This is a genomic window from Kitasatospora sp. NPDC003701, assembly GCF_053587085.1.
The window spans coordinates 20861-42618 of sequence record NZ_JBSFNM010000018.1 but is presented as its reverse complement, the minus strand read 5'-3'; the positions used below and the strand labels follow the sequence as shown (position 1 = coordinate 42618).

13 protein-coding genes are annotated in these 21758 nt (G+C 73.7%); 10 read left to right on the top strand and 3 right to left on the bottom strand.

Annotated features, from left to right (window positions below; genetic code table 11):
• The first annotated feature begins 207 nt into the window (after window positions 1-207).
• The gene (locus ACWDRR_RS19115) at window positions 208-2043 is read left to right on the top strand and encodes an outer membrane protein assembly factor BamB family protein (protein WP_449773361.1); all 1836 of its coding nucleotides are present in this window, start codon (window positions 208-210) and stop codon (window positions 2041-2043) included.
• 155 nt (window positions 2044-2198) lie between these two features.
• Window positions 2199-4790, top strand: coding sequence for an aminopeptidase N (pepN, locus tag ACWDRR_RS19110; RefSeq protein WP_449773360.1), 2592 nt, complete (start codon window positions 2199-2201; stop codon window positions 4788-4790).
• A 127-nt stretch (window positions 4791-4917) separates the two neighbouring features.
• Here the strand turns inward: pepN and ACWDRR_RS19105 are convergent, their stop codons facing one another.
• Window positions 4918-5148, bottom strand: a complete 231-nt coding sequence (locus ACWDRR_RS19105) for a hypothetical protein (RefSeq protein ID WP_449773359.1) — start codon at window positions 5146-5148, stop codon at window positions 4918-4920.
• Window positions 5149-5158: 10 nt separating this feature from the next.
• Complete coding sequence (gene malQ, locus ACWDRR_RS19100; protein ID WP_449773442.1) at window positions 5159-7258, bottom strand: 4-alpha-glucanotransferase; 2100 nt, start codon at window positions 7256-7258, stop codon at window positions 5159-5161.
• Window positions 7259-7673: 415 nt separating this feature from the next.
• On the opposite strand from malQ, the gene ACWDRR_RS19095 reads away from it, so the two are divergent.
• A complete protein-coding gene (locus ACWDRR_RS19095; RefSeq protein WP_449773358.1) occupies window positions 7674-11603 on the top strand; it encodes a beta-N-acetylglucosaminidase domain-containing protein in 3930 nt (1309 codons plus the stop codon).
• Window positions 11604-11727: 124 nt separating this feature from the next.
• Here ACWDRR_RS19095 and ACWDRR_RS19090 read toward each other — a convergent pair whose 3' ends face one another.
• Window positions 11728-12372: an HNH endonuclease gene (locus ACWDRR_RS19090; RefSeq protein WP_449773357.1), complete on the bottom strand. Its 645-nt coding sequence runs from the start codon at window positions 12370-12372 to the stop codon at window positions 11728-11730.
• A gap of 524 nt (window positions 12373-12896) precedes the next feature.
• On the opposite strand from ACWDRR_RS19090, the gene ACWDRR_RS19085 reads away from it, so the two are divergent.
• From ACWDRR_RS19085 to ACWDRR_RS19055, 7 genes are all read left to right on the top strand, one after another.
• A complete protein-coding gene (locus ACWDRR_RS19085) occupies window positions 12897-14117 on the top strand; it encodes a mechanosensitive ion channel family protein (protein ID WP_449773356.1) in 1221 nt (406 codons plus the stop codon).
• A 322-nt stretch (window positions 14118-14439) separates the two neighbouring features.
• Complete coding sequence (locus tag ACWDRR_RS19080; RefSeq protein ID WP_449773355.1) at window positions 14440-15630, top strand: ROK family transcriptional regulator; 1191 nt, start codon at window positions 14440-14442, stop codon at window positions 15628-15630.
• 132 nt (window positions 15631-15762) lie between these two features.
• Complete coding sequence (locus tag ACWDRR_RS19075; protein ID WP_449773354.1) at window positions 15763-17118, top strand: extracellular solute-binding protein; 1356 nt, start codon at window positions 15763-15765, stop codon at window positions 17116-17118.
• A gap of 22 nt (window positions 17119-17140) precedes the next feature.
• On the top strand, window positions 17141-18139 hold the full coding sequence (locus ACWDRR_RS19070; RefSeq protein ID WP_449773353.1) for a carbohydrate ABC transporter permease: 999 nt from the start codon (window positions 17141-17143) through the stop codon (window positions 18137-18139).
• Between the two features lie 21 nt (window positions 18140-18160).
• On the top strand, window positions 18161-19081 hold the full coding sequence (locus tag ACWDRR_RS19065; RefSeq protein WP_449773352.1) for a carbohydrate ABC transporter permease: 921 nt from the start codon (window positions 18161-18163) through the stop codon (window positions 19079-19081).
• Between the two features lie 8 nt (window positions 19082-19089).
• Window positions 19090-20370, top strand: coding sequence for a 6-phospho-beta-glucosidase (locus ACWDRR_RS19060; protein WP_449773441.1), 1281 nt, complete (start codon window positions 19090-19092; stop codon window positions 20368-20370).
• Between the two features lie 135 nt (window positions 20371-20505).
• Window positions 20506-21528: an N-acetylglucosamine kinase gene (locus ACWDRR_RS19055; protein WP_449773351.1), complete on the top strand. Its 1023-nt coding sequence runs from the start codon at window positions 20506-20508 to the stop codon at window positions 21526-21528.
• Window positions 21529-21758: the final 230 nt, after the last annotated feature.

Below are 21758 nucleotides of genomic sequence, written 5' to 3'. Positions count from 1 at the left end.
GTGGGGCGGGGGTCCGGGCGGCGGGGTGCGCGGGCGGGCACCGGAGGGTGGGGACGGGGCCCAGCTCAGGGGCGCGACGCGCTGGGTTCGAGGCTCCTGCGACCGGCCGAAAACAGCCCACCCGTACGATGGTGCCCATTCTCACCCGTCCCACCGGCCACGGACGTGACCGGCCGGGGGGCACTTCCAGACATGACGGGGCATCAGATGGCAGGGGATCACCCTACGCCGGGGGCGGGCGACACGCCCGGCAACGGTCCGCAGGACAATCGGGGCGTCTCGCTCGGGCGCACGCCCGGCGTCGACCCGGCCGCCGTGGCGAACCAGATGACACAGCTGGACGGGGCTCCCGTGCCCGGCCAGGCGGGACCGGCCGCGCCGGGCGCCGCACCCGGGCAGCCGCCGGCCCCGGGCAGCGAGTACGCCTACGCGCCGACCGCCGCCGCCTTCCCCGCCCAGGGCACCCCGCCGCCCCCGCCCGGCGCGGCGCCGGTCGGCCCGTACGACCCCACCCAGCCCCCGTTCGCGGCCCCCAACGCCGGCCAGCAGTACGGCTACACCGCGCCGCCGCAGCCCGACGGCGGCGCCGGCTACGGCTACCCGCAGCAGCAGGCCCCCGGGTACGCCTTCCCCGGTGCGCCGGTGCCGGCCGCGCCCAAGCAGCGCAACCCGGTGATGGTCTGGGGCGGCATCATCGGCGGCGTGCTGGCCGTCGCCATCATCGCCGGCCTCGTCGTGCTGTTCACCGAGAACAAGGACAACGACAACCCGACCGCCAACGGCGGCACCTCCAGCACGGGCGGCACCACCGGCGGCTCGACCACCGACCCCAGCGCCTCGGCGGCCTCGGGCGGATCCACCGGCGGCAACAACGGCGGCAAGGCGGGCGCGTACAACCTCGCCTGGACCGCCGCCAAGCCGGCCAACGCGGCCAGCGGCTCGCAGCTGCTCGGCGTCTGGGGCGCCGACAAGGCCGTCGTCCGCGCCGACAGCTACGGCATCCGCGCCCTCAACCCGGCGGACGGCAAGGAAGTGTGGACGATCACGCCGCCGTCCGGTGCCAAGGAGTTCTGCGCCGTCTCCTACGGGGCGAACTCGAAGCACATCGCCGCCGTCGCGCTCAACACCGGTGACAGCGACTGCTCCACCGTCGGCGCGGTCGACCTCAACACCGGCAAGATGCTCTGGACCGCCAAGGTGAGCAGCGAGCGGATGTCCTCGCCCACCCTCACCGTGACCGAGAAGGTCGTCGGCATCGGCGGCAACCTGGTCGGCGCGGTGAACATCGCCGACGGCTCGCCGGTCTGGCAGTTCCAGCCCCGCGACAAGGACTGCAACGTCTACGGCAAGGCCGCCGGCGCCCAGATCGCGGTGAGCGACCGCTGCTACGGCTCCAACGCCAACCCCAAGTCGCAGCTGGTGCTGGTCGACACGGACACTGGCAAGGCCACCAGCGCCGCGCCGTTCCCGCTGACCGGCAGCATCGAGCGCGTCGACAAGGTCATCTCGGACCAGCCGCTGGTGCTGCTGGTGACCAGCGGCCCGAACGGCGACTACATCCTGCCGTTCGACAAGAGCAACAAGCCGCTGACCCCGATGTCGGTCAAGGAGCCCGGTGCGGACAGCCTGCGCCTGTCCGGCCAGTCCGACGCCTTCACCCAGAACGTGGTCAGCGGCACCACGCTGTACGTCCAGACCAACCCGTCCAAGCCGGCCGTCAACGCCTACGACCTGACGACCGGCAAGCGGCTCTGGTCGTCCACCGGCGGCACCAACGACGGCATCCGCCTGGTCTCCGGCACCGACAAGGACGGCAAGGTCCGGGCCGTGCTGGACATGGGGTACGGCAAGGACGCCAAGGTGGTCACGCTGTCGCCGGCCGACGGCGCCGGCACCGAACTCGGCAGCATCACCAGCCAGAAGGGCGCCGACTTCATCGGCTCCAGCACCACCGAGTACGTGCTGCAGTCGGACGGCTCGCTGTACGGCTTCGCCCGCAGCGCGAGCTCGGAGGCCCCCGTCGTCAAGTACGGGAAGAAGTGACGCCCGGGACGTAGCGTCCCGACGTCCGACCCCGTCGAGGGCGGGGTGGAACCGGCCGGTTGGCCTGTTCCACCCCGCCCTCGAACATTTCCCCGGGCTCCGCGCGTTGGGCATGGGAGGATGCGAAGCATCAGCCTGACGAAGGAGTCCTGCGAGTGCCCGGCACCAACCTGACCCGCGAGGAGGCCCGTACCCGGGCCGACCTCCTGCACGTGGACGCGTACGACATCGAGCTCGACCTGAGCTCTGCACGGGAGGGAGGCACCTTCCGGTCCACCACCGTGGTCCGGTTCAGCGCCAACACCCCCGGCGCGGCCACCTTCATCGACCTCGTGGCGCCGAGCGTGGAGGAGATCACCCTCAACGGCGAGCGGCTCGACAACGCCAACTTCGCCGACAGCCGGATCGCGCTGCCGAACCTGGCCGCCGAGAACGAGCTGCGGATCGTCGCCGACTGCGCCTACACCAACACCGGCGAGGGCCTGCACCGGTTCGTCGACCCGGTCGACGGCGAGACCTACCTGTACACCCAGTTCGAGGTGCCGGACGCCCGCCGCGTCTTCGCCACCTTCGAGCAGCCCGACCTCAAGGCCACCTTCGCCTTCACGGTGACCGCCCCCACGGGCTGGGTCGTGGTCTCCAACTCGCCCACCCCGACCCCGGTCGGCGACGGCGGGACCCAGGTCTGGACGTTCGAGCCCACCGGCCGGATCTCCTCCTACATCACCGCGCTCGTCGCCGGCCCGTACGTGGGCGTCTTCGACAGCTATGAGAACGGCGACCAGAAGGTGCCGCTGGGCGTGTACTGCCGCCCGTCGCTGCGCGAGTTCCTGGACGCCGAGGCGATCTTCGACGTCACCAAGCAGGGCTTCGACTACTTCCAGGAGAAGTTCGACTTCCCCTACCCGTTCGCCAAGTACGACCAGCTGTTCGTCCCGGAGTTCAACGCCGGCGCGATGGAGAACGCGGGTGCCGTCACCCTGCGCGACCAGTACGTGTTCCGCTCCAAGGTGACCGACGCCGCGTACGAGGCGCGGGCCGCGACGATCCTGCACGAGCTGGCCCACATGTGGTTCGGCGACCTCGTCACCATGGAGTGGTGGAACGACCTCTGGCTGAACGAGTCGTTCGCCACCTTCGCCGAGGCCGTCTGCCAGGCCGAGGCGCCCGGTTCGAAGTGGCCGCACTCCTGGACCACCTTCGCCAACCAGATGAAGACCTGGGCGTACCGGCAGGACCAGCTGCCGTCCACCCACCCGATCATGGCCGACATCAACGACCTGGAGGACGTCCAGGTCAACTTCGACGGCATCACCTACGCCAAGGGCGCCTCGGTGCTCAAGCAGCTGGTGGCGTACGTCGGCCAGGACGCCTTCTTCCAGGGCGTGCAGGCCTACTTCAAGCGGCACGCCTGGGGCAACACCCGCCTGGCGGACCTGCTCGGCGCACTGGAGGAGGCCAGCGGGCGCGACCTCAAGGCCTGGTCCAAGGCCTGGCTGGAGACGGCCGGCATCAACGTGCTGCGCCCGGCGCTCACCCTCAACGGCGACGGCGAGATCGAGTCCTTCGCCGTGCTGCAGGAGGCCCCCGCGCTGCCGGCCGGCGCCAAGGGCGAGGCCGTCCTGCGCCCGCACCGGATCGCCATCGGCCTCTACGAGCTGACCGACGGCACCCTGGTGCGCACCGACCGGATCGAGCTGGACGTCGACGGCCCGCGCACCGAGGTCCCCGAGCTGGTCGGCCGGCAGCGCCCGGCCGTCATCCTGCTCAACGACGACGACCTCTCCTACGCCAAGGTCCGCCTGGACGAGGACTCGCTGGCCGTCGTCACCGAGCACCTGGGCGGCTTCACCGACTCCCTGCCGCGCGCGCTGTGCTGGGCCTCCGCCTGGGACATGACCCGCGACGGCGAGATGGCCGCCCGTGACTACCTGGCGCTGGCCGTCTCCGGCCTCGGCCGGGAGTCCGACATCGGCGTGGTCCAGTCGGTGCACCGCCAGGTCAAGCTCGCCCTCGACGCCTACACCGACCCGGCCTGGAGCGAGCAGGGTCTCGCCCGCTGGGCCGAGGCCGCCGAGGAGCAGCTGCGCGCCGCCCAGCCCGGCAGCGACCACCAGCTGGCCTGGGCCCGCGCGCTGGCCGCCGTCGCCCGCAGCGAGGGGCAGCTGGACCTGCTGGCCGGCCTGCTGGACGGCTCGGTCGAGATCAAGGGCCTGGCCGTCGACACCGAGCTGCGCTGGACGCTGCTCGGCCGTCTGGCCGCCACCGGTCGCGCCGACGAGGCCGCCGTCGCGGCCGAGCTGGTCCGCGACAACACCGCGGCCGGCCAGGAGCACGCGGCCAGCTGCCGCGCCGCCCTGCCGACCGCCGAGGCCAAGGCGAAGGCCTGGGCCTCCGTGATGGAGTCGGACAAGCTCACCAACTACGTCCAGGACGCGGTGATCGCCGGCTTCCAGCAGGCCGACCAGCGCGAGCTGCTGGCGCCGTACGGCGCCAAGTACTTCGCGGCCCTCAAGGGCATCTGGGAGAGCCGCAGCCACGAGATCGCGATGCTGATCATCGTCGGGCTGTACCCGTCGCTGCAGGTCGAGCAGGCCACGCTGGACGCCACCGACGCGTGGCTGAGCACGGCCGAGCCGGCGCCGGCGCTGCGTCGACGGGTCGTCGAGCAGCGGGCCGGGGTCGAGCGCGCGATCAAGGCGCAGGCCGCCGACCGGGCGGCGGGCGCCCGGGCGCTGGGGCACTGAGCCGGTCGGGGCCCCGGGAGCACCCCGGGGCCCCGACGGTCGTTCCTCCGGGAACGCTCGAGGGGGCGCCGGACATCGTCCGGCGCCCCCTCAAGCGTTGTACGGGGCTTGGGTGGAAGGCCCTCGGTTACTTCTTCTTGTCCTTGCTGCCGTACGGCAGCCCGGCCAGGCCCGCGATGACCACGAAGGCCACGATCGGGAGCAGCACGTACAGGCCGAGGGTCTGGGCGACGGTCAGGCCGCTACCCGGATCGTCGCCGTCGTCCCGGGAGTAGGCCATGGCGGGCGACGACAGCAGCATCATCAGCGTGACCGTTGCGCTGACCGCGCCGGCTCGCAAAGCGTTCCTCTTGTCCACGCTGCCCAACTTACCCGCCGCTTACCTCACCGCGCTCGGCGGGGTCGGCCTTTCGGGCCGGCCGGCCGGCGGCCCGCAGGAGCCCGGCCAGGGCCCGCGCGGCCGGGGTGGCGGCCAGCTCGTCCAGGGTCACCGGGCGGCCGGAGCCGTCCGCGACCGGCAGCCGCCAATTGGGGTACTGGTCCCAGGTGCCGGGCAGGTTCTGCGGGCGCGGGTCGCCCACGAGGTCGGGCAGCCAGATGCCGACCAGCTCGGCCGGGGTCGCCAGCAGGAAGCGGTACAGCGCCGTCGCCGAGAGCGGCTCGCCCTCCGCCAGCAGGTCCAGCCGCGTCAGCTCAGCCCGCCAGTCGGCGAGCTCGGACGCCGCACCGGCCTGCTCCTCGTCCAGCGACCGGGCCAGCAGGCCGAGCCGGTGGCGCAGCTCGACGTGCTCGCCGGAGAGCCGGGCGGCGGTGCTCGGCAGGTCGTGGGTGGTCAGGGTGGCCAGGCTGCCGGGCCGCCAGCGCTCCGGGGCCAGGATCTCGCCCTTGGCCTGCCAGTCCCGCTCGAACCAGAGCACCGAGGTGCCGAGGACGCCGCGCGCCGCCAGCTCCTCGCGGACGCCCGGCTCCACCGTGCCCAGGTCCTCGCCGATCACCGCCGTGCCGGCCCGGTGCGCCTCCAGCGCCAGGACGCCCAGCATCGCCTCGGCGTCGTAGCGGACGTAGGCGCCCTCGGTGGGCGGGTGGCCGGCCGGCACCCACCAGAGCCGGAACAGGCCCATCACGTGGTCGATCCGGATCGCCCCCGCGTGCCGGGCCGCCGAGCGCAGCAGCTCCGCGTACGGGGCGTAGCCGGAGGCGGCCAGCGCGTCCGGGCGCCAGGGCGGCAGGCCCCAGTCCTGGCCGTGGGCGTTGAAGGCGTCCGGCGGGGCGCCGACCGAGATGCCGCCGCCCAGCGCGTCCTGGAGCGCCCAGGCGTCGGCACCGTCCGGGTGGACGCCGACGGCGAGGTCGTGGATCAGGCCGACGGCCAGGCCGGCGGTGCGCGCGGCCTGCTGGGCCCCGGCGAGCTGCCGGTCGACCTGCCAGGCGAGCCAGCGGTGGAACTCGACGCGGTCCCGGAGCTCCTCCGCGGCGAGCGTGACGTGGGGGCCGTCCGGGTGACGCAGGCCCTTGGGCCAGACGTGCCAGTCGGCGCCGTGCACCTCGGCGAGGGCGTTCCAGAGCGCGTACCGCTCCAGCCACCCGCCCTCCCGGCGCCGGTAGGCCTCGTACGCGGCCGTGCCGCCCGGCCCGCGCGGCACCTCGTGCAGCAGCTCCAGGGCCCGGCGCTTGAGCGCCCAGACGGCGTCCCGGTCGATCAGGCCGTCGTGGCCCAGCACCTCGGCACGCAGCCGGGCGGCGCGGCGCCCCAGCTCCTCGGCCTCGGCCCGCTGCTCGCCCGTCAGGTAGCCGTACTCGGGGACCGCCTCGACCCGCAGGTGCACCGGGTCGGCGAAGCGGCGGGAGGAGGGCCGGTAGGGGGACGGGTCGGAGGGGACGGCGGGAAGGGCGGAGTGCAGCGGATTGATCTGCACGAAGCCCGCGCCGAGGCCGCCGGCCCACTGGGTCAGCTCGGCGAGGTCGCCGAGGTCGCCCATGCCCCAGGACCGGTCGGACAGGACGGAGTAGAGCTGCGCGAGGAAGCCCCAGCTGCGGCCGGGGAGCTGGGGCAGCCGCTCCGGTGCGACGATCAGATGGGCGTACTGCTCGGTGCCGTTGGCCACCGCCCGGAGCCGGTGGCGCCCGAGCGGCAGATCGGCGGGCAGCCAGTGCGAGTGCCCGCGCGCCAGCTCCCAGACCCCGCCCTCCTCCAGTTCGACGCTGAGGCGCGCGTCCGCCGGCACGTCCAGCGCGGTGCGCCGCCCGGCCCGCACCACCACGCAGGGCGGCAGCAACCGCGCCCGCTGCTCGGCACGGTGACGCTCCAGCGCCTCCCGCGCCGCCTCGGGCGTGCCCGCCTCCACCCCCAGCGCGGCCAGCACCGCGATCAGCGTCCGCGCCCCCGGGCGGTACGCCTGGTCCACCCCGTACGCCTGCGCCAGTGCCACCAGCTCCGCCGGGGGAGGCGGCGCGTCCTGCGCGGGCACCTCCAGGCCGTCGGCTCCGTCACGGTCGAGATAAGCGGCCACTCGCGGCTCCTGCGATGTCTCGGCAACGCCCAGTCAGGACAGCCACAGTCCTACCCGCGTGACGGCCCGGTGACCCGGTGCGACACACGGCCGACCCGTCGACCGACCCGGCGGCGGCACATCACCGGGGCCCGCGCAGCAGGACCGGGCCCCCGGAGGGCGGCGAACCCGGCGGACGAGAGGGGCGGGCCCCGGTCGGTCCGGGGGTGGGGTGATGAAACGACAAAGGGGACAAACTTGGCATACCCGTCGGCGGCGTTGACACCGGCAGGGTCAACTGGTGGGCTTTGGCGCGATGTGGTCATTGCCTGGCGAGGAGGCTCCTGTGCAAGCCCGAGTGTCCGTCGCTGCAGGGCGACGATTGAGGCAGCAGTTGGAGCAGAGCCCGGCGCTGCGGGACGTGTTGCAGCACCCGGCGGCGATCGCGGCGCGGCGGGCGACCGCGCGGACGTGCCGTCAGCTGGCGCCCCGGGCCGCGGACCGGCTGATCGCGGACCTCAAGGGCACGGAGCCGCTGCTGGCGTCGGTGCGGGCCGAGCGGGCCGGCACCGGGCGGGCCGTGCCGAGCCGGCGGACGCTGCAGGTGGCGGCGACGCTGTCGGCCGCGGCCGTGGTCGGCGGGCTGCTGGTGAGCGGGCCGGTCGCGTACGCCTACAGTCCGGGGCCGGACGTGGTGAGCACCGCGGAGCAGACGCCGCTGGGCAGTATGAGCAACCCTCAGGTCTTCCCGCGTCCGCAGGAGCAGAGCGTGGCCGGCCGGCCGGTCGCGGTGCCGGCGGCGGTGACACTGGTGACCGCGCCCAAGGCGGACCACGGCGCGGTGGACACCGTGCGCGAGGTGCTGGGCGTGGCCGGCGCCACCACGGTGACGCCGCAGACGGAGAGCGGCACGCCGGTCGCCGGATCGCTGGTGGTGTACGTCGGCGGCCCCGCCGAGGGCGCGGGCGGCGCCGTCGACCGGGCGCTGCGGGAGCTGACCGCGGCGGCCGGCGGCAAGGACGGCACCGCCCCCTCCACCGCGGGGATGCCGGCCGGCGGGTACGTCCTCTCGGCCGGCCAGCTGCCGGCCCCGGGCGGCGGGACGTACGGCGTGGTGGTGCTGGCCGGCGTCGACCAGGCCGGCACCTTCTACGCCGCGCAGAGCATGCGCCAGCTGCTGGCGGTCGTACCGGCCGGGCAGGGCCAGGCGCCGGGCGCGGCCGGGCTCGGACTGCCGGGGATCACGCTGCGCGACTGGCCGTCCGGAGCGCCGGTGCGCGGCACCGCGGAGGCCTTCTACGGCACCCCGTGGAGCCAGCAGCAGCGCCTCGACCAGCTGGACTTCCTGGGCCGCTCCAAGCAGAACTTCTACCTCTACGCCCCGGGCGACGACCCGTACCGGCTCTCCCGCTGGCGCGACGCCTACCCGGCCGCCAAGGCGGTGGAGCTGAAGGCGCTGACCGCCCGGGCCGGGGCGAACCACGTGACGCCGGGCTACGCGATCGACCCGGGGCAGTCGTTCTGCTACAGCTCGGCCAAGGACGCGGACGCGCTGGTCGCCAAGCTGGACGGGCTGCGGTCGCTCGGCTTCACCGCGTTCCAGCTGCAGTTCCTGGACGTCTCCTACGACGAGTGGCACTGCGGCGAGGACCGCTCCAAGTACGGCACCGGGCCGGCCGCCGCCGCCAAGGCGCAGGCCGAGCTGGTGGCCAAGGTGCAGGAGCGGCTGATCGCGAAGACCCCGGGGCTGGCACCGCTCTCGGTGGTGCCGACCGAGTACCACCAGCAGGGCTCCACGCCGTACCGCAAGGCGCTGGCGGCGGCGCTGCCGGCCGGCGTGCAGGTGGCCTGGAGCGGTGTCGGGGTGATCCCGGAGAAGATCACGGGCGCTCAGGCCGCCGAGACCGCCGACCTGTACGGGCACCCGCTGGTCACCATGGACAACTACCCGGTGAACGACGCGAACCCGGACCGGCTCTTCCTCGGCGCCTACACCGGGCGCGACGCGGACGTCGCCACCCGGTCGGCCGTCATGCTCACCGGTGCGATGCAGCAGCCGGTCGCCTCGCGGATCGCGCTCGCCACCGCCGGGGACTTCGCCTGGAACCCCGCCGGGTACAAGCCGGAGGACTCCTGGCAGGCCGCACTGCGCTCGCTGGCGGGCCCGGCCGGCGCCACCACCGCCCCGGCCGGGGCGGTCCTGGCCTCCGTCACCGCACTGGCCGGCAACAGCTCCTCCTCACCGCTGTCCAAGCAGGAGTCCGGCTACCTCGCCCCGCTGCTGGAGCGGTTCTGGGCGACCGCCGAACCGAACGCCGGTGCGGCGCCCGACGTCGCCAGGCTGATAGAGGCGGCGGCCCCGCTCCGCGAGTCCTTCGCCGCGATGGCGGGCGCCCAGCAGACCCTGAGCGCCACCCCGGCCACCGCGTCGCTGGCCGCCGAGGCCGGCCCCTGGCTGGCCCCGCTGCGCGACTACGGCCTGGCCGGCCAGGCCGCACTGGACATGCTGCTGGCCCAGCGCGGCGGCGACGGCGCGGCGGCCTGGCGGGCCCGGGTCGAGCTCAACAAGCTGCGCGAGCAGCTCGGCCAGAGCCCGGCGACGGTCGGCACGGGCGTGCTCGGCCCGTTCCTGGAGCGCGCCGTGCGCGCCGCCGACAACTGGGCCGGCGTGGTCGGCGGCGGCGCCGCCCCGACCACCACCCTGGGCACCGCGCACGACCACCTGCCGGCGCTGATGACCGACGGCGTGGCCGACACCTTCTACTGGAGCTCGGCGCCCCCGCAGCCCGGCGACTCGGTCGGCCTGGACCTCGGCGGCGGCCGCCCGGTCGGCAGCGTCACCGTGCTGATGGGCTCCTGGGGCAACGGCCCGGACGGCCCGAGCGCACTGGACGACTACATCCGCGACGGCGTCCTGGAGTACTCCACCGGCGAGGGCGGCTGGAAGCAGCTCGCCCAGGTCAAGAACCAGAAGAGCGTCACCGCCCAGCTCCCCGCCGGAACGGTCGTCCGGGAGGTGCGGCTGCGCGCCACCGCCGCCCAGAAGACCGCCGTGGCGGTCCGCGAGTTCACCGTGACCGCACCGGACGAGGCCCCGTCCAGCGTCACCGGCGGCCCGGCCGCGCTGCCCGGCGCCTCGGCGGGCGCCGTGCTGGACGGCAACCCGGACACCGCCTACCGGGCGGCCACCGCGCCGACCGCCGCGGACGAGCCGCTCACCGTCGAGCTGGGCACCGCCCGGCCGCTGGACCGGCTCACCGTCCTCACCGACCCGACGGTGCGGGCCTCCGCCACCGTCTCGGTGCGGCGCGCGGACGGCACCTGGGCGGAGATCGGCACCGTCCAGCCCGGCTACAACGAGCTGCCCGCCGGCGGCCAGAGCGCCGACGCGTTCCGGCTCGCCTGGAAGCCCGGCGGGGAACCCCCGGTCGTCAACCAGGTGATCCCCTGGTACGCGGACGCCCCGGCCGCCCGGCTGAGCCTGGCCGACGCCGCGCTGGACGTGGTGACCGGCGCGACCGCGCCGGTGCAGGCCCGCGCGATGGTCGAGGCGGGCCGCCCGGAGGGCACGGTCGGCGAGCTGCGCACCGAGGTGCCGGCCGTGGCCAAGGGCCTGACCGTGGCACCCGCCTCCGGGGTGAGCGTGCCGCGCGGCGGCCGGGTGGGCGTGCCGCTGCTGGTCAGCGCCGCACCGGGGACGCCGTCCGGCACCTACCAGGTGCCGGTGCTGTTCGTGACCGGTTCGACCACCGTGCGGCAGGTGCTCCAGGTGCACGTGGTGCCGCCGACCGGCGGGCCGGACCTCGCCGGCACCGCGAAGGCCGCCTCCTCGGCCGACGAGACGTCATCCTTCCCCGCCTCGGCGGTGGTCGACGGCGACCCGAAGAGCCGCTGGTCCTCCCCCGCCAAGGACGACGCCTGGGTGCAGCTGGAGCTGCCGAAGGCCACCCACCTGGGCTCGGCGGTGCTGCACTGGCAGGCCGCGTACGCCTCCTCGTACAAGGTCCAGGCCTCGGCGGACGGCGTCGCCTGGACGACGGTGGCGACCGTGGACAACGGCAAGGGCGGCACCGAGACGGTGCGTTTCGACGCGCCGGGCGCGAAGTTCCTGCGGGTCCAGGGCGTCGCCCGGGCCACCAAGTACGGCTACTCGCTCTGGGGCGTCGAGCTGTACGCCGTCACCGACCCGTCGGCCCCGGCGACCGAGCAGCCGGCCACGACACCGGGCACCTCGGTGGGGCCGACCACGCCCACGGCCCCGGCCACCCCGCCCGCCACCACCCCGCCGGGGACCCCCTCGGGCGCACCGCCGCAGAAGCCGTAGCGGGGCGAGCGGCCCGGGGGCGCGCGGGTGAACAACGGCGGGCCGCCGCGCTCCCCGATACGGGGTGCGCGGCGGCCCATGAGGCGTACCGAAGATATGACGGGCAAGCCCTTGTGGAGCGGGGTCAGGCGGAGAGCGGTTCGGCCTGCTCACCACGGCGGACGGGGGCGGAGTGGGCGGAGTGCGCCCGGCCGAGCGGCAGCGGGTGCGCGGCCTCGGTATGGTCGTGGTGTTCGTACTCGGCCCACTGCGGGGCGTGCAGCTGGTCGCCGCCGCCGTAGGGTTCGAGGTAGGGCCGCCAGCGCGGGTCCTTGATCCCGGTGCCGATGATGCGCCAGGCCAGGCCGCTGGGCGGGGCCGGTGGCCGCTTCATCCGCCAGCCGAGTTCGGTGAGGTGGCGGTCGGCCTTGGTGTGGTTGCAGCGGCGGCAGGCTGCCACCACGTTGTCCCACCGGTGCTGGCCGCCCCGGCTGCGCGGGATGACGTGGTCGACGCTGGTGGCGGCGGCCCCGCAGTAGACGCAGCGGCCGTGGTCGCGGGCGAACAGCGCCCGGCGGGTGAGCGGGACGGGCCCGCAGAACGGGACCCGGACGAAGCGGGTCAGACGGACGACGGACGGCGCCGGAAGGGCGCTGGTGGCGCTGTGCAGAGTGACTCCCGAGTCCTCCAGGCTGACCGCCTTGTGGTTGAGGACCAGGATGAGTGCGCGGCGCATCGATACGACGCCGAGTGGCTCGTAGGACGCGTTGAGGACCAGGACATGCGGCACGGATGCCTCCTTGGACGCCTGCGGCGCGTGGCTCGCGCCGGGACGAGCGGTTCGACCACGCAACGGGTGCGTGATCTCCCCCAGTGTCGCCTTACGCCTTTGTACGGCGCCACCACTCCTGTGTAACGGAGCTGATGTGAACTCCGGGTGTGGGTTCTGTCATACCCGATATGCCCGGGCGAAGGACGGGTTGCACCCGGGTGCCCTCCCGGGGGACCGCTCGCCCGGTCGGAGCAGTCCGGCGACGGGCACCGTCCGGGCGGTGCCCGGGCCGCCGGAGGCCCGATCAGGGGCCGGACGGGGGCCGCTCGGCAGGCCGATCGGGGGCGCGCCGGGGCGTTGACGGGGCGTCCGGGCGGCCGCCACGCGCCCCGGAGCGGCTCCTCCGGGGCAGCTCGGCGGCCGCTCGGCGTGTCCGGGGCGCGCTCCGACGGCGGATAGGCTAAGGCGGACGGTCCGCAGGCTCCGGGTGTGCTTCCGCGTCGGCGGGCTGTGCCACGCCCCCTGCAGGAAGGTCCCCGCACGTGTTCAGGTCCGGTGCCGCCGGCCTCCTCGCCGACGCGTCCACGACGCTCACGTCCACGCCGCCGAGCCCGTCCCCGAGCCCCACGGCCCCGCCGCTGCCGCAGTTCGACCTCAGAATCCCGACCAGCGCGCAGGAGGTCAGCGACACCACCCGGCAGGCGGCCGGCTGGTTCGACTCGCACTGGCAGGACTGGCTGGCCGGCGGGGTGCGGATCGTCTTCATCATCGTGCTGGCGCTGGTGCTGCGGGCCGTGGTGCGCAAGCTGATCACCCAGCTGATAGCGCGGATGATCAAGCCGAACGAGACGGACGACGAGCCCGGCCGGCTCGGCGGGCTGCTGGCCAACACCGGGGTGGTCAACCCCGAGCGCCGTCAGCAGCGCTCCGAGGCGATCGGCTCGGTGCTGCGCAGCGTCGCCTCGTTCAGCATCCTGGGGACGGCCGCGCTGATGGTCCTCTCGGCGCTCGGGGTGAACCTGGCGCCGCTGCTGGCGAGCGCCGGTGTGGCCGGTGTGGCGATCGGTTTCGGCGCCCGCAACCTGGTCACGGACTTCCTCTCCGGGGTCTTCATGATCATGGAGGACCAGTACGGCGTCGGCGACGAGATCGACACCGGGGTGGCCACCGGCACCGTGCTGGAGGTCGGCCTGCGGGTGACCAAGCTGCGCGGCGCGGGCGGCGAGATCTGGTACATCCGCAACGGCGAGGTGAAGCGGATCGCCAACATGAGCCAGGGCTGGTCCACCGCCTCGGTGGACGTCCAGGTCGGCTACAAGGAGGACCTGGCCCGGGTCGAGGCGCTGATCCAGGAGACGGCCGAGGCGCTGGCCAAGGAGGCGCCGTTCGACGAGCTGGTCTGGGCGCCGGTCTCGATCCTGGGCGTGGAGTCGGTCGCGGTGGACTCGGTGGTGCTGCGGGTCGAGGCCCGCACCGCACCGGGCAAGGCGCTGTCCGTCGCCCGGGCCCTGCGGTACCGGCTGAAGGCCGCCTTCGACCAGGCCGGGATCAAGGTCAAGGAGGAGGCTCCGCTCGCCGCCGGCCTCGGCGCGGCCACCGGGGCGGCGACCACCGGGGTGGTGCTGACGACCGCGCCGGCGACGACGCCCACCGACCCCGCCCCGCCGTCCGCACTGGCCGACCCGACCTCGCCGCGCTACCTCGCGACGGCGCCGATACCGGCTCCGGTCAAGCCGGCCGACGACATCTCCAAGGCGCCCTGACGGCCCGGCCGCGCAGGCCCCGACGACCCGGCCGCGCGACCCCGGCCGCCCGGCCGCACGACGCCGCCGGCCCGGCCGGACAAGGGCCCGGCGGCCCCGCCGCAAGGCGCGAACCGGACGAAAAGCCCCGCCTCCCCGACCTCGGGAGGCGGGGCTCAGCACTGCCCGGTAACGCTTCGGCATCCACCGCTGAAAGGACCATTGACACCCTCCTGACGAGGACCGTACGGTCCTGTCTCAAGCGACTGGAAAGTTTCCTAACAGTTCGCCCGAGCCCACCCGGTGACCGCCGCGACGTGCCAGGAAGAGGAGGATCTGCGCCGTGACCAGAACGCCAGCCAAGGCCCCCCTCGCAGGCACCCCGAGCCTGCTGCGCGCCATCAACGACCGCGCGGCCCTCGAACTGCTCCTGGAGAACGGCCCGCTCTCCCGTACCCAGATCGGCACCCTGACCGGTCTCTCCAAGCCCACCGCCTCCCAGCTGCTGGCCCGCCTGGAGGCGGCCGGGCTGGTCCTGCCGGTCGGCACCACCGCCGGCGGGCCGGGCCCCAACGCGCAGCTGTACCAGGTGAATCCGGCCGCCGGCTACGTCGCCGGCCTGGACGTCACCAACAGCCACGCCCGGATCGCGGTCGCCGACATCACCGGCGTCACGCTGGCCGAGCACGTGGTGCCCACCAAGGGCTGGCCCGCCGCCGAGACCGTGACCCGGGTCGCCGCGGCGGTCGCCGGGACCGTCCGGGCCGCCGGGCTCCCCGAGGGCAGCCTGCACACGGTGGCGATCGGCGTCGGCGGCGCGCCCGACCCCGTCACCGGCAAGCTCCGCTACGCCTCCCACCTGCCCGGCTGGCACTCGCCGCGGCTGGTGCAGGAGCTCTCCGAGGCGATCGGCGCACCGGTGTCGATCGAGAACGACGTGAACCTCGCCGCCGTGGCCGAGCAGGCCTCCGGCGCGGCGCTCGGGTTCGAGGACTTCGTCCTGCTCTGGGCCGGCGAGGGCACCGGTGCGGCGATCGTGATCGCCGGCCGGCTTCACCGCGGCTTCACCGGGGGCGCCGGGGAGGTCGGCTACATGCCCGTCCCCGGCTCGCCGGTCGTGCGGGACGTGCGCCGCCGCAACTCCGGCGGGTTCCAGGAGCTGGTCGGCGCCCCCGCCGTCCGGGCCCTGGCCCGGGAGTACGGGCTCGGCGCGCCCACCGCGGAGGAGTCGCTCGCGAAGGCCCTGGAGACCCCGGGCGCCGGCGACGAGTTCCTCGCCGCCCTGGCCGGCCGGCTCGCCGTCGGACTGGCCGTGATCGTCGCCGTCGTGGACCCCCAGCTCGTGGTGGTGTCCGGCGGCGTGCCGAGCGCGGGCGGCGAACGGCTGCGCGCACTCGTCGAGGAGGAACTGGCCCGGATCTCGATCGCCCGGCCGGAGGTCCGCAGCAGTGCCCTGCCCGGCTCACCCGTCCTGCTCGGCGCGCTGCAACGCGCCCTGGCGGCCGCCCGCGAGGCGGTCTTCTCCACGCACTGAAGCCCCGCCCGCCCGCACCACCCCACAGACGCTCCCACCTGCACCACAGCCCCTGCACACCTCTCCCCCAACCCCCCAACGCGGGACCAGAGGCAATGACGCCTGCCCGCGCACCCCCAGGAGGATCTCGAAGTGCACTCCACCACCTCCCGCAGAAGCCGCCGGACGGTCGCCGCCGTGACCGGCAGCGCCGTACTGGCCCTGCTCGCCACCGCCTGCACCGGCACCAACGACGCCGGTGGCAGCGACGACTCGGCCACCGGCAAGGACGTCACCATCACCTTCTGGCACGGTTGGAGCCAGGACTCCGAGGTGAAGGCGATCGACGCCAACATCGCCGCCTTCGAGAAGGCCCACCCGAACATCCACGTCAAGGCCGTCGGCAACATCGCCGACGACAAGGTCAACCAGGCGCTGCGGGCCGGCGGCGACTCCGCCCCGGACGTGGTCTCCTCCTTCACCACCAACAACGTCGGCATGTTCTGCTCGACCAAGGCCTTCGCCGACCTCAAGCCCTTCCTGGCGAAGGACAAGATCGACGCCGCCAAGACCTTCCCGGCCGCGATGCTCAACTACACGCAGTTCGAGGGCAACCAGTGTTCCCTCCCGCTGCTCGGCGACGCCTTCGGCCTGTACTACAACAAGGCCGCCTTCGCCGCCGCCGGCATCACCGCCGCCCCCAAGACCTTCAGCGAGTTCGCGGCCGCCGCCGCCGCGCTGACCGTCCCCGAGGGCGACGGCTACAAGCAGCTCGGCTTCATGCCGCTCTACCACGGCTACGAGTCGACCACCGAGCACTTCCTCGGCCAGTGGGGCCCGAGCTACTTCGACGGCTCCGGCAAGTCCAACCTCGCCTCCGACCCCAAGGTCGCCTCGATGCTGACCTGGCAGAAGGGCCTGGTCGACAAGCTCGGCGGCTACGACAAGCTGGACAAGTTCCGCTCCACCTTCGGCGAGGAGTTCAGCGCCAAGAACCCGTTCCACACCGGCCAGGTCGCGATGGCCATCGACGGTGAGTGGCGCACCGCCTCGCTCGCCGAGAACAAGCCCGACTTCGAGTGGGCCACCGCGCCGTTCCCGGTGCCGGACGACCAGGTCGCCACCTACGGCCGCGGCTACCAGACCGGCACCATCGTCGGCATCGCCAGCAGCAGCAAGAAGCAGGCCGCCGCCTGGGAGCTGGTCAAGTACCTGACCACCGACACCGACGCGGTGGTCAGCTTCGCCAACGCGATCCACAACGTGCCGAGCACCTTCGAGGCGCTCGGCTCGCCGAAGCTGATCACCGACGAGAACTTCAAGACCTTCCTGGACATCGCCAAGAACCAGTACTCCGGCACCACTCCGGCGAGCGTCAACGGCGGCGCCTACATCGTCTCGCTGCAGAACCTCGGCTACGCCTACGAGTCCGGCCAGCAGAAGGATCTCGCGGCGGGCCTCACGGCCACCGCCAAGGAGATCGACGCCGCCATCGCCCAGGCCAAGTAGCCAGCGGCCCCACGGAGCTCCCATGTCACTCGCGTTCGGCACCCGCAAGGGCACCGGATCGACCGACCCGGCGGCGCCCTCCACGCAGCACCTGCTGCGCCGGAAGCGCCGCCGGGAGGCGGCCCGCACCCTCGCCTTCCTCTCCCCCTGGCTGATCGGGTTCAGCGTCTTCTTCCTGTACCCGCTGATCTCCACCGTCTACTTCAGCTTCATGAAGTACAACGGCTTCAGCGTCCCCACCTTCAACGGCCTGAAGAACTGGGACTACGTCTTCAACGGCTACCCGTCCTTCTGGCAGGGCCTGCGCAACACGCTCTGGCTCGTCGTCATCATGGTGTCGCTGCGGGTGGCCTTCGGCCTCGGCATCGGGCTGCTCATCACCAAGGTCAAGACCGGCGCCGGCTTCTTCCGCACCGCGTTCTACCTGCCCTACCTGGCACCGCCGGTGGCCGCCACCGTCTCGTTCGCCTTCCTGCTCAACCCCGGCACCGGACCGGTCAACCACTTCCTCGGCGAGATCGGCCTGCCCCAGCCCGGCTGGTTCGCCGACCCGACCTGGTCGAAGCCCGCGCTCACCATGCTCGCCATGTGGGGCATCGGCGACCTGATGGTCATCTTCATGGCGTCCCTGCTGGACGTCCCGAGGGAGCAGTACGAGGCGGCCGAGCTCGACGGCGCCGGCCCGTTCCAGCGCTTCCGGTACGTCACCCTGCCGAACATCTCGCCGATCATCATGTTCGCGGTGGTCACCGGGGTCATCCAGACCATGCAGTACTACACCCAGGCGATCGTCGCCGGGAAGGTCGCCGGCGGCATCGCCGGCAACTCCGGGCAGCAGTTCGAGCCCGGCTACCCGCAGGGCTCCACCTGGACCCTGCCGCAGATGGTCTACAACCTCGGATTCCAGCGCTTCAACTACGGCGCGGCGTGCGTCGTCGCCCTGGTGCTGTTCGCCATCTCGATGGCCGTCACCTCGCTCCTGCTGCGCCGCAAGTCCGGCTTCATGGCGAGCGACGACTAGCGGACCAGTGAGGACACGATCATGACTTTCAGCACCACGCTCAGCAAGCCCCCCGCGGGCACGTCCGGCGCCGCCGGGTCCGGCCGGTCCGGCACCGCCGCCGCCCGGGCCGCCCGCCGGCGCGCCGCGCTCAACTGGGTGGCCGTCCACTCGCTGGCCATCGCCGCCACCCTGTTCTTCCTGCTGCCGTTCGTCTTCGCCTTCCTGACCTCGGTGATGACGGACAACCAGGCGCTCACCACCGACTACTGGCCCGCCTCCTGGGAGTGGGGCAACTACGCCAAGGTCTGGAACACCCCCGGGTTCCTCACCTGGTGGCGCAACACCCTGCTGTACGCCGGACTCGGCACCGTGCTGACCGTCGTCTCCAGCCTCCCGGTGGCCTACGCGCTCGCCAAGTTCCGCTTCCGGGGCCGCAATCTGGCCCTGATGGCCGTCATCGCGATGATGATGCTGCCGCCGCAGGTCACCATCATCCCGATGTACCTGTTCTGGTCGAAGCAGATGGGCCTCTCCGGCTCGCTCTGGCCGCTGATCATCCCGATGGCCTTCGGCGACGCCTTCTCGATCTTCCTGCTGCGCCAGTTCCTGCTGACCATCCCCAAGGAGTACATCGAGGCGGCCCGGATCGACGGCTGCGGCGACCTGCGCACCCTGCTCAAGGTGGTGCTGCCGATGGCCAAGCCGGCCATCGCCGCCGTCGCGCTGTTCCAGTTCTTCTACGCCTGGAACGACTACTTCGGCCCGCAGATCTACGCCAGCGAGAGCCCGGGCGCCTGGACGCTCTCCTACGGCCTGGAGTCCTTCAAGGGCGCCCACCACACCAACTGGAACCTCACCATGGCCGCCACCCTGCTGGTGATGGCACCGGTGATCGTCCTCTTCTTCTTCGCACAGAAGGCCTTCATCGAAGGCGTGACACTGACAGGGGTCAAGGGCTGATGTCCGCACTGAAGTTGGCCATCGTGGGTGGCGGTTCGACGTACACCCCCGAACTCATCGACGGTTTCGCCCGGCTGCGCGACACCCTGCCGATCGCCGAACTCGTCCTGATCGACCCGGCCGCCGACCGGCTGGAGCTGATCGGCGGGCTGGCCCGGCGGATCTTCGCCAAGCAGGGGCACGGCGCGGTCGTCACCACGACGACCGACGTCGCGGCGGGTGTCGCCGACGCCGACGCGGTGCTGCTCCAGCTGCGGGTCGGCGGGCAGGCGGCCCGCAACCAGGACGAGACCTGGCCGCTGGAGTGCGGCTGCGTCGGCCAGGAGACCACCGGGGCGGGCGGCCTGGCCAAGGCCCTGCGCACCGTGCCGGTGGTGCTGGACATCGCCGAGAAGGTCCGCCGGGCCAACCCCGACGCGTGGATCGTCGACTTCACCAACCCGGTCGGCATCGTGACCCGGGCGCTGCAGAACGCCGGCCACAAGGCCGTCGGCCTGTGCAACGTCGCGATCGGCTTCCAGCGGCGGTTCGCCGGACACCTCGGCGTCGACCCCGAGCTGATCCGCCTCGACCACGTCGGCCTGAACCACCTCACCTGGGAGCGCGGCGTCACCCTGCTCGACGCCCCGGGCGCGACCACCGGCCGCGAGGTGCTGCCGGAGCTGCTCGCCGGCTTCGGCAAGGAGATCTCCGAGGACCTCCGGCTGCCGCAGCGGGTCGTCGAGCGGCTCGGCGTGGTGCCCTCCTACTACCTGCGGTACTTCTACCAGCACGACGCCGTCGTCGAGGAGCTGAAGGCCAAGGGCTCCCGGGCGGCCGAGGTCGCCGAGATCGAGCGGCAGCTGCTGGAGATGTACGCCGACCCGGCCCTGGACACCAAGCCGGAGCTGCTCGGCAAGCGCGGCGGCGCGTTCTACTCCGAGGCCGCCGTCCAGCTGATCGCCGCCCTGCTGGGCACCGGCGGCGGGACGTCCGTGCAGGTGGTGAACGCCCGCAACAACGGCGTGCTGCCGTTCCTGCCCGACGACGCCGTGATCGAGGTGCCCGCCGAGGTGGACGCCGCCGGCGTGCGCCCGCTGCCGCAGCGCCCCGTCGAGCCGCTGTACGCCGGCCTGATCGCCGCCGTGACCTCGTACGAGCAGCTCGCCCTCGACGCCGCCCTGCGCGGCGGCCGCGACCGCGTCTTCGACGCCCTGCTCGCCCACCCGCTGGTCGGCCAGATCGAACTCGCCGACCAGCTGACGGACCGGCTGCTCGCCCACAACCGCGAGCACCTCGCCTGGGCCTGACGCGCCCCTTCCGTCCGGCCCGCGTCGCCGCCCCTCGGCTCCGCCGACGGCGGCGCCGGCGGGCCGGGCCGCGAGGAGACCGACCACCCCCGGCCGGGTTCAACGGCCGGGCCACGTACGAGCCGCGGGGACCTGATGACCCACCAGCCCGAACCACTCCTGCCCGGCGTTCTCGCCATCGACGCGGGAAACTCCAAGACCGACGTCGCCCTGATCGGCGCCGACGGCACCGTGCTCGGCTCCGCCCGGGGCGGCGGCTTCGCACCGCAGAAGATCGGCGGCGCGGCGGCCGTCGCCGGCCTCGCGCCGCTGGTCGAGGAGGCGGCCGTCGCTGCCGGACTGTCGTTCCGCAGCGGTGTCCTGACCACCCACGTCAGCGCCTGTCTCGCCAACGCCGACCTGCCGGTGGAGGAGGCCGCGCTGCGCACCGCGCTGGAGTCCCACCCCTGGGGCGTCAGCAACACCGTCGTCAACGACACCTTCGGCCTGCTGCGGGCCGGCACCGACGGCCCGCGCGGCGTGGCGGTCGTCTGCGGCGCCGGCATCAACTGCGTCGGCCTGCTGCCCGACGGCCGTACCGCCCGGTTCCCCGCCCTCGGCGAGCTGACCGGCGACTGGGGCGGCGGCAGCGGCCTCGCCATCAGCAGCATGTGGCACGCCGTCCGCGCCGAGGACGGCCGCGGCGGCCCGACCGCCCTCGCCCGCGCCATCGCCGAGCACTTCGGCCTGCCGAACACCGGCGCCGTCGCCGAGGCGATCCACCTCGGGCACCTGCCGTTCGGGCGGCTGCACGAGATCGTCCGGGTGCTGTTCGCGGTGGCGGAGACCGGCGACCAGGTCGCCCTGGAGCTGATAGACCGGCAGGCCGACGAGATCACCCGGCTCGCCGTCGTCGCACTGCGACGGCTGGAGCTGATGGACGAACCCACCCCGCTGGTCCTGGGCGGCGGCGTGCTCGCCTCCCGGCAGCCGCTGCTGCTCGACAACCTGAGGGCGCGCCTGACCGCGGCGGCGCCGCTGGCCGAGCCGCGGGTCGTGGTGGCACCGCCGGTGCTGGGCGCCGCGCTGCTCGGCCTCGACCACCTCGCCGCCGGGCCGGCGGCCCAGGCGCGGGTGCGCGAGGCGTACGGCGACCCGGCCCGGCCGGTGGCCGCGTAGGGCCCGGCGGCCGGGCCGGGCCCGGCCGCTCCCCGAGTTCCGCCCCCGACGGGTCCGCACACCCGCCGGGGGCGGTGGCGTCGGGGTGGTCGGGGTACGGCCGCAGCTGCCCGGTCCGGGCCGGCGGGCGCCGACGGCCGGGCGGGCGACGGCGAGGGCCGTGGCGGCCGGTGCCACCGCCTGCGGTCCAATCCGTAGACGCCCCTGTCGGATGCGCCACCGGTCTGATG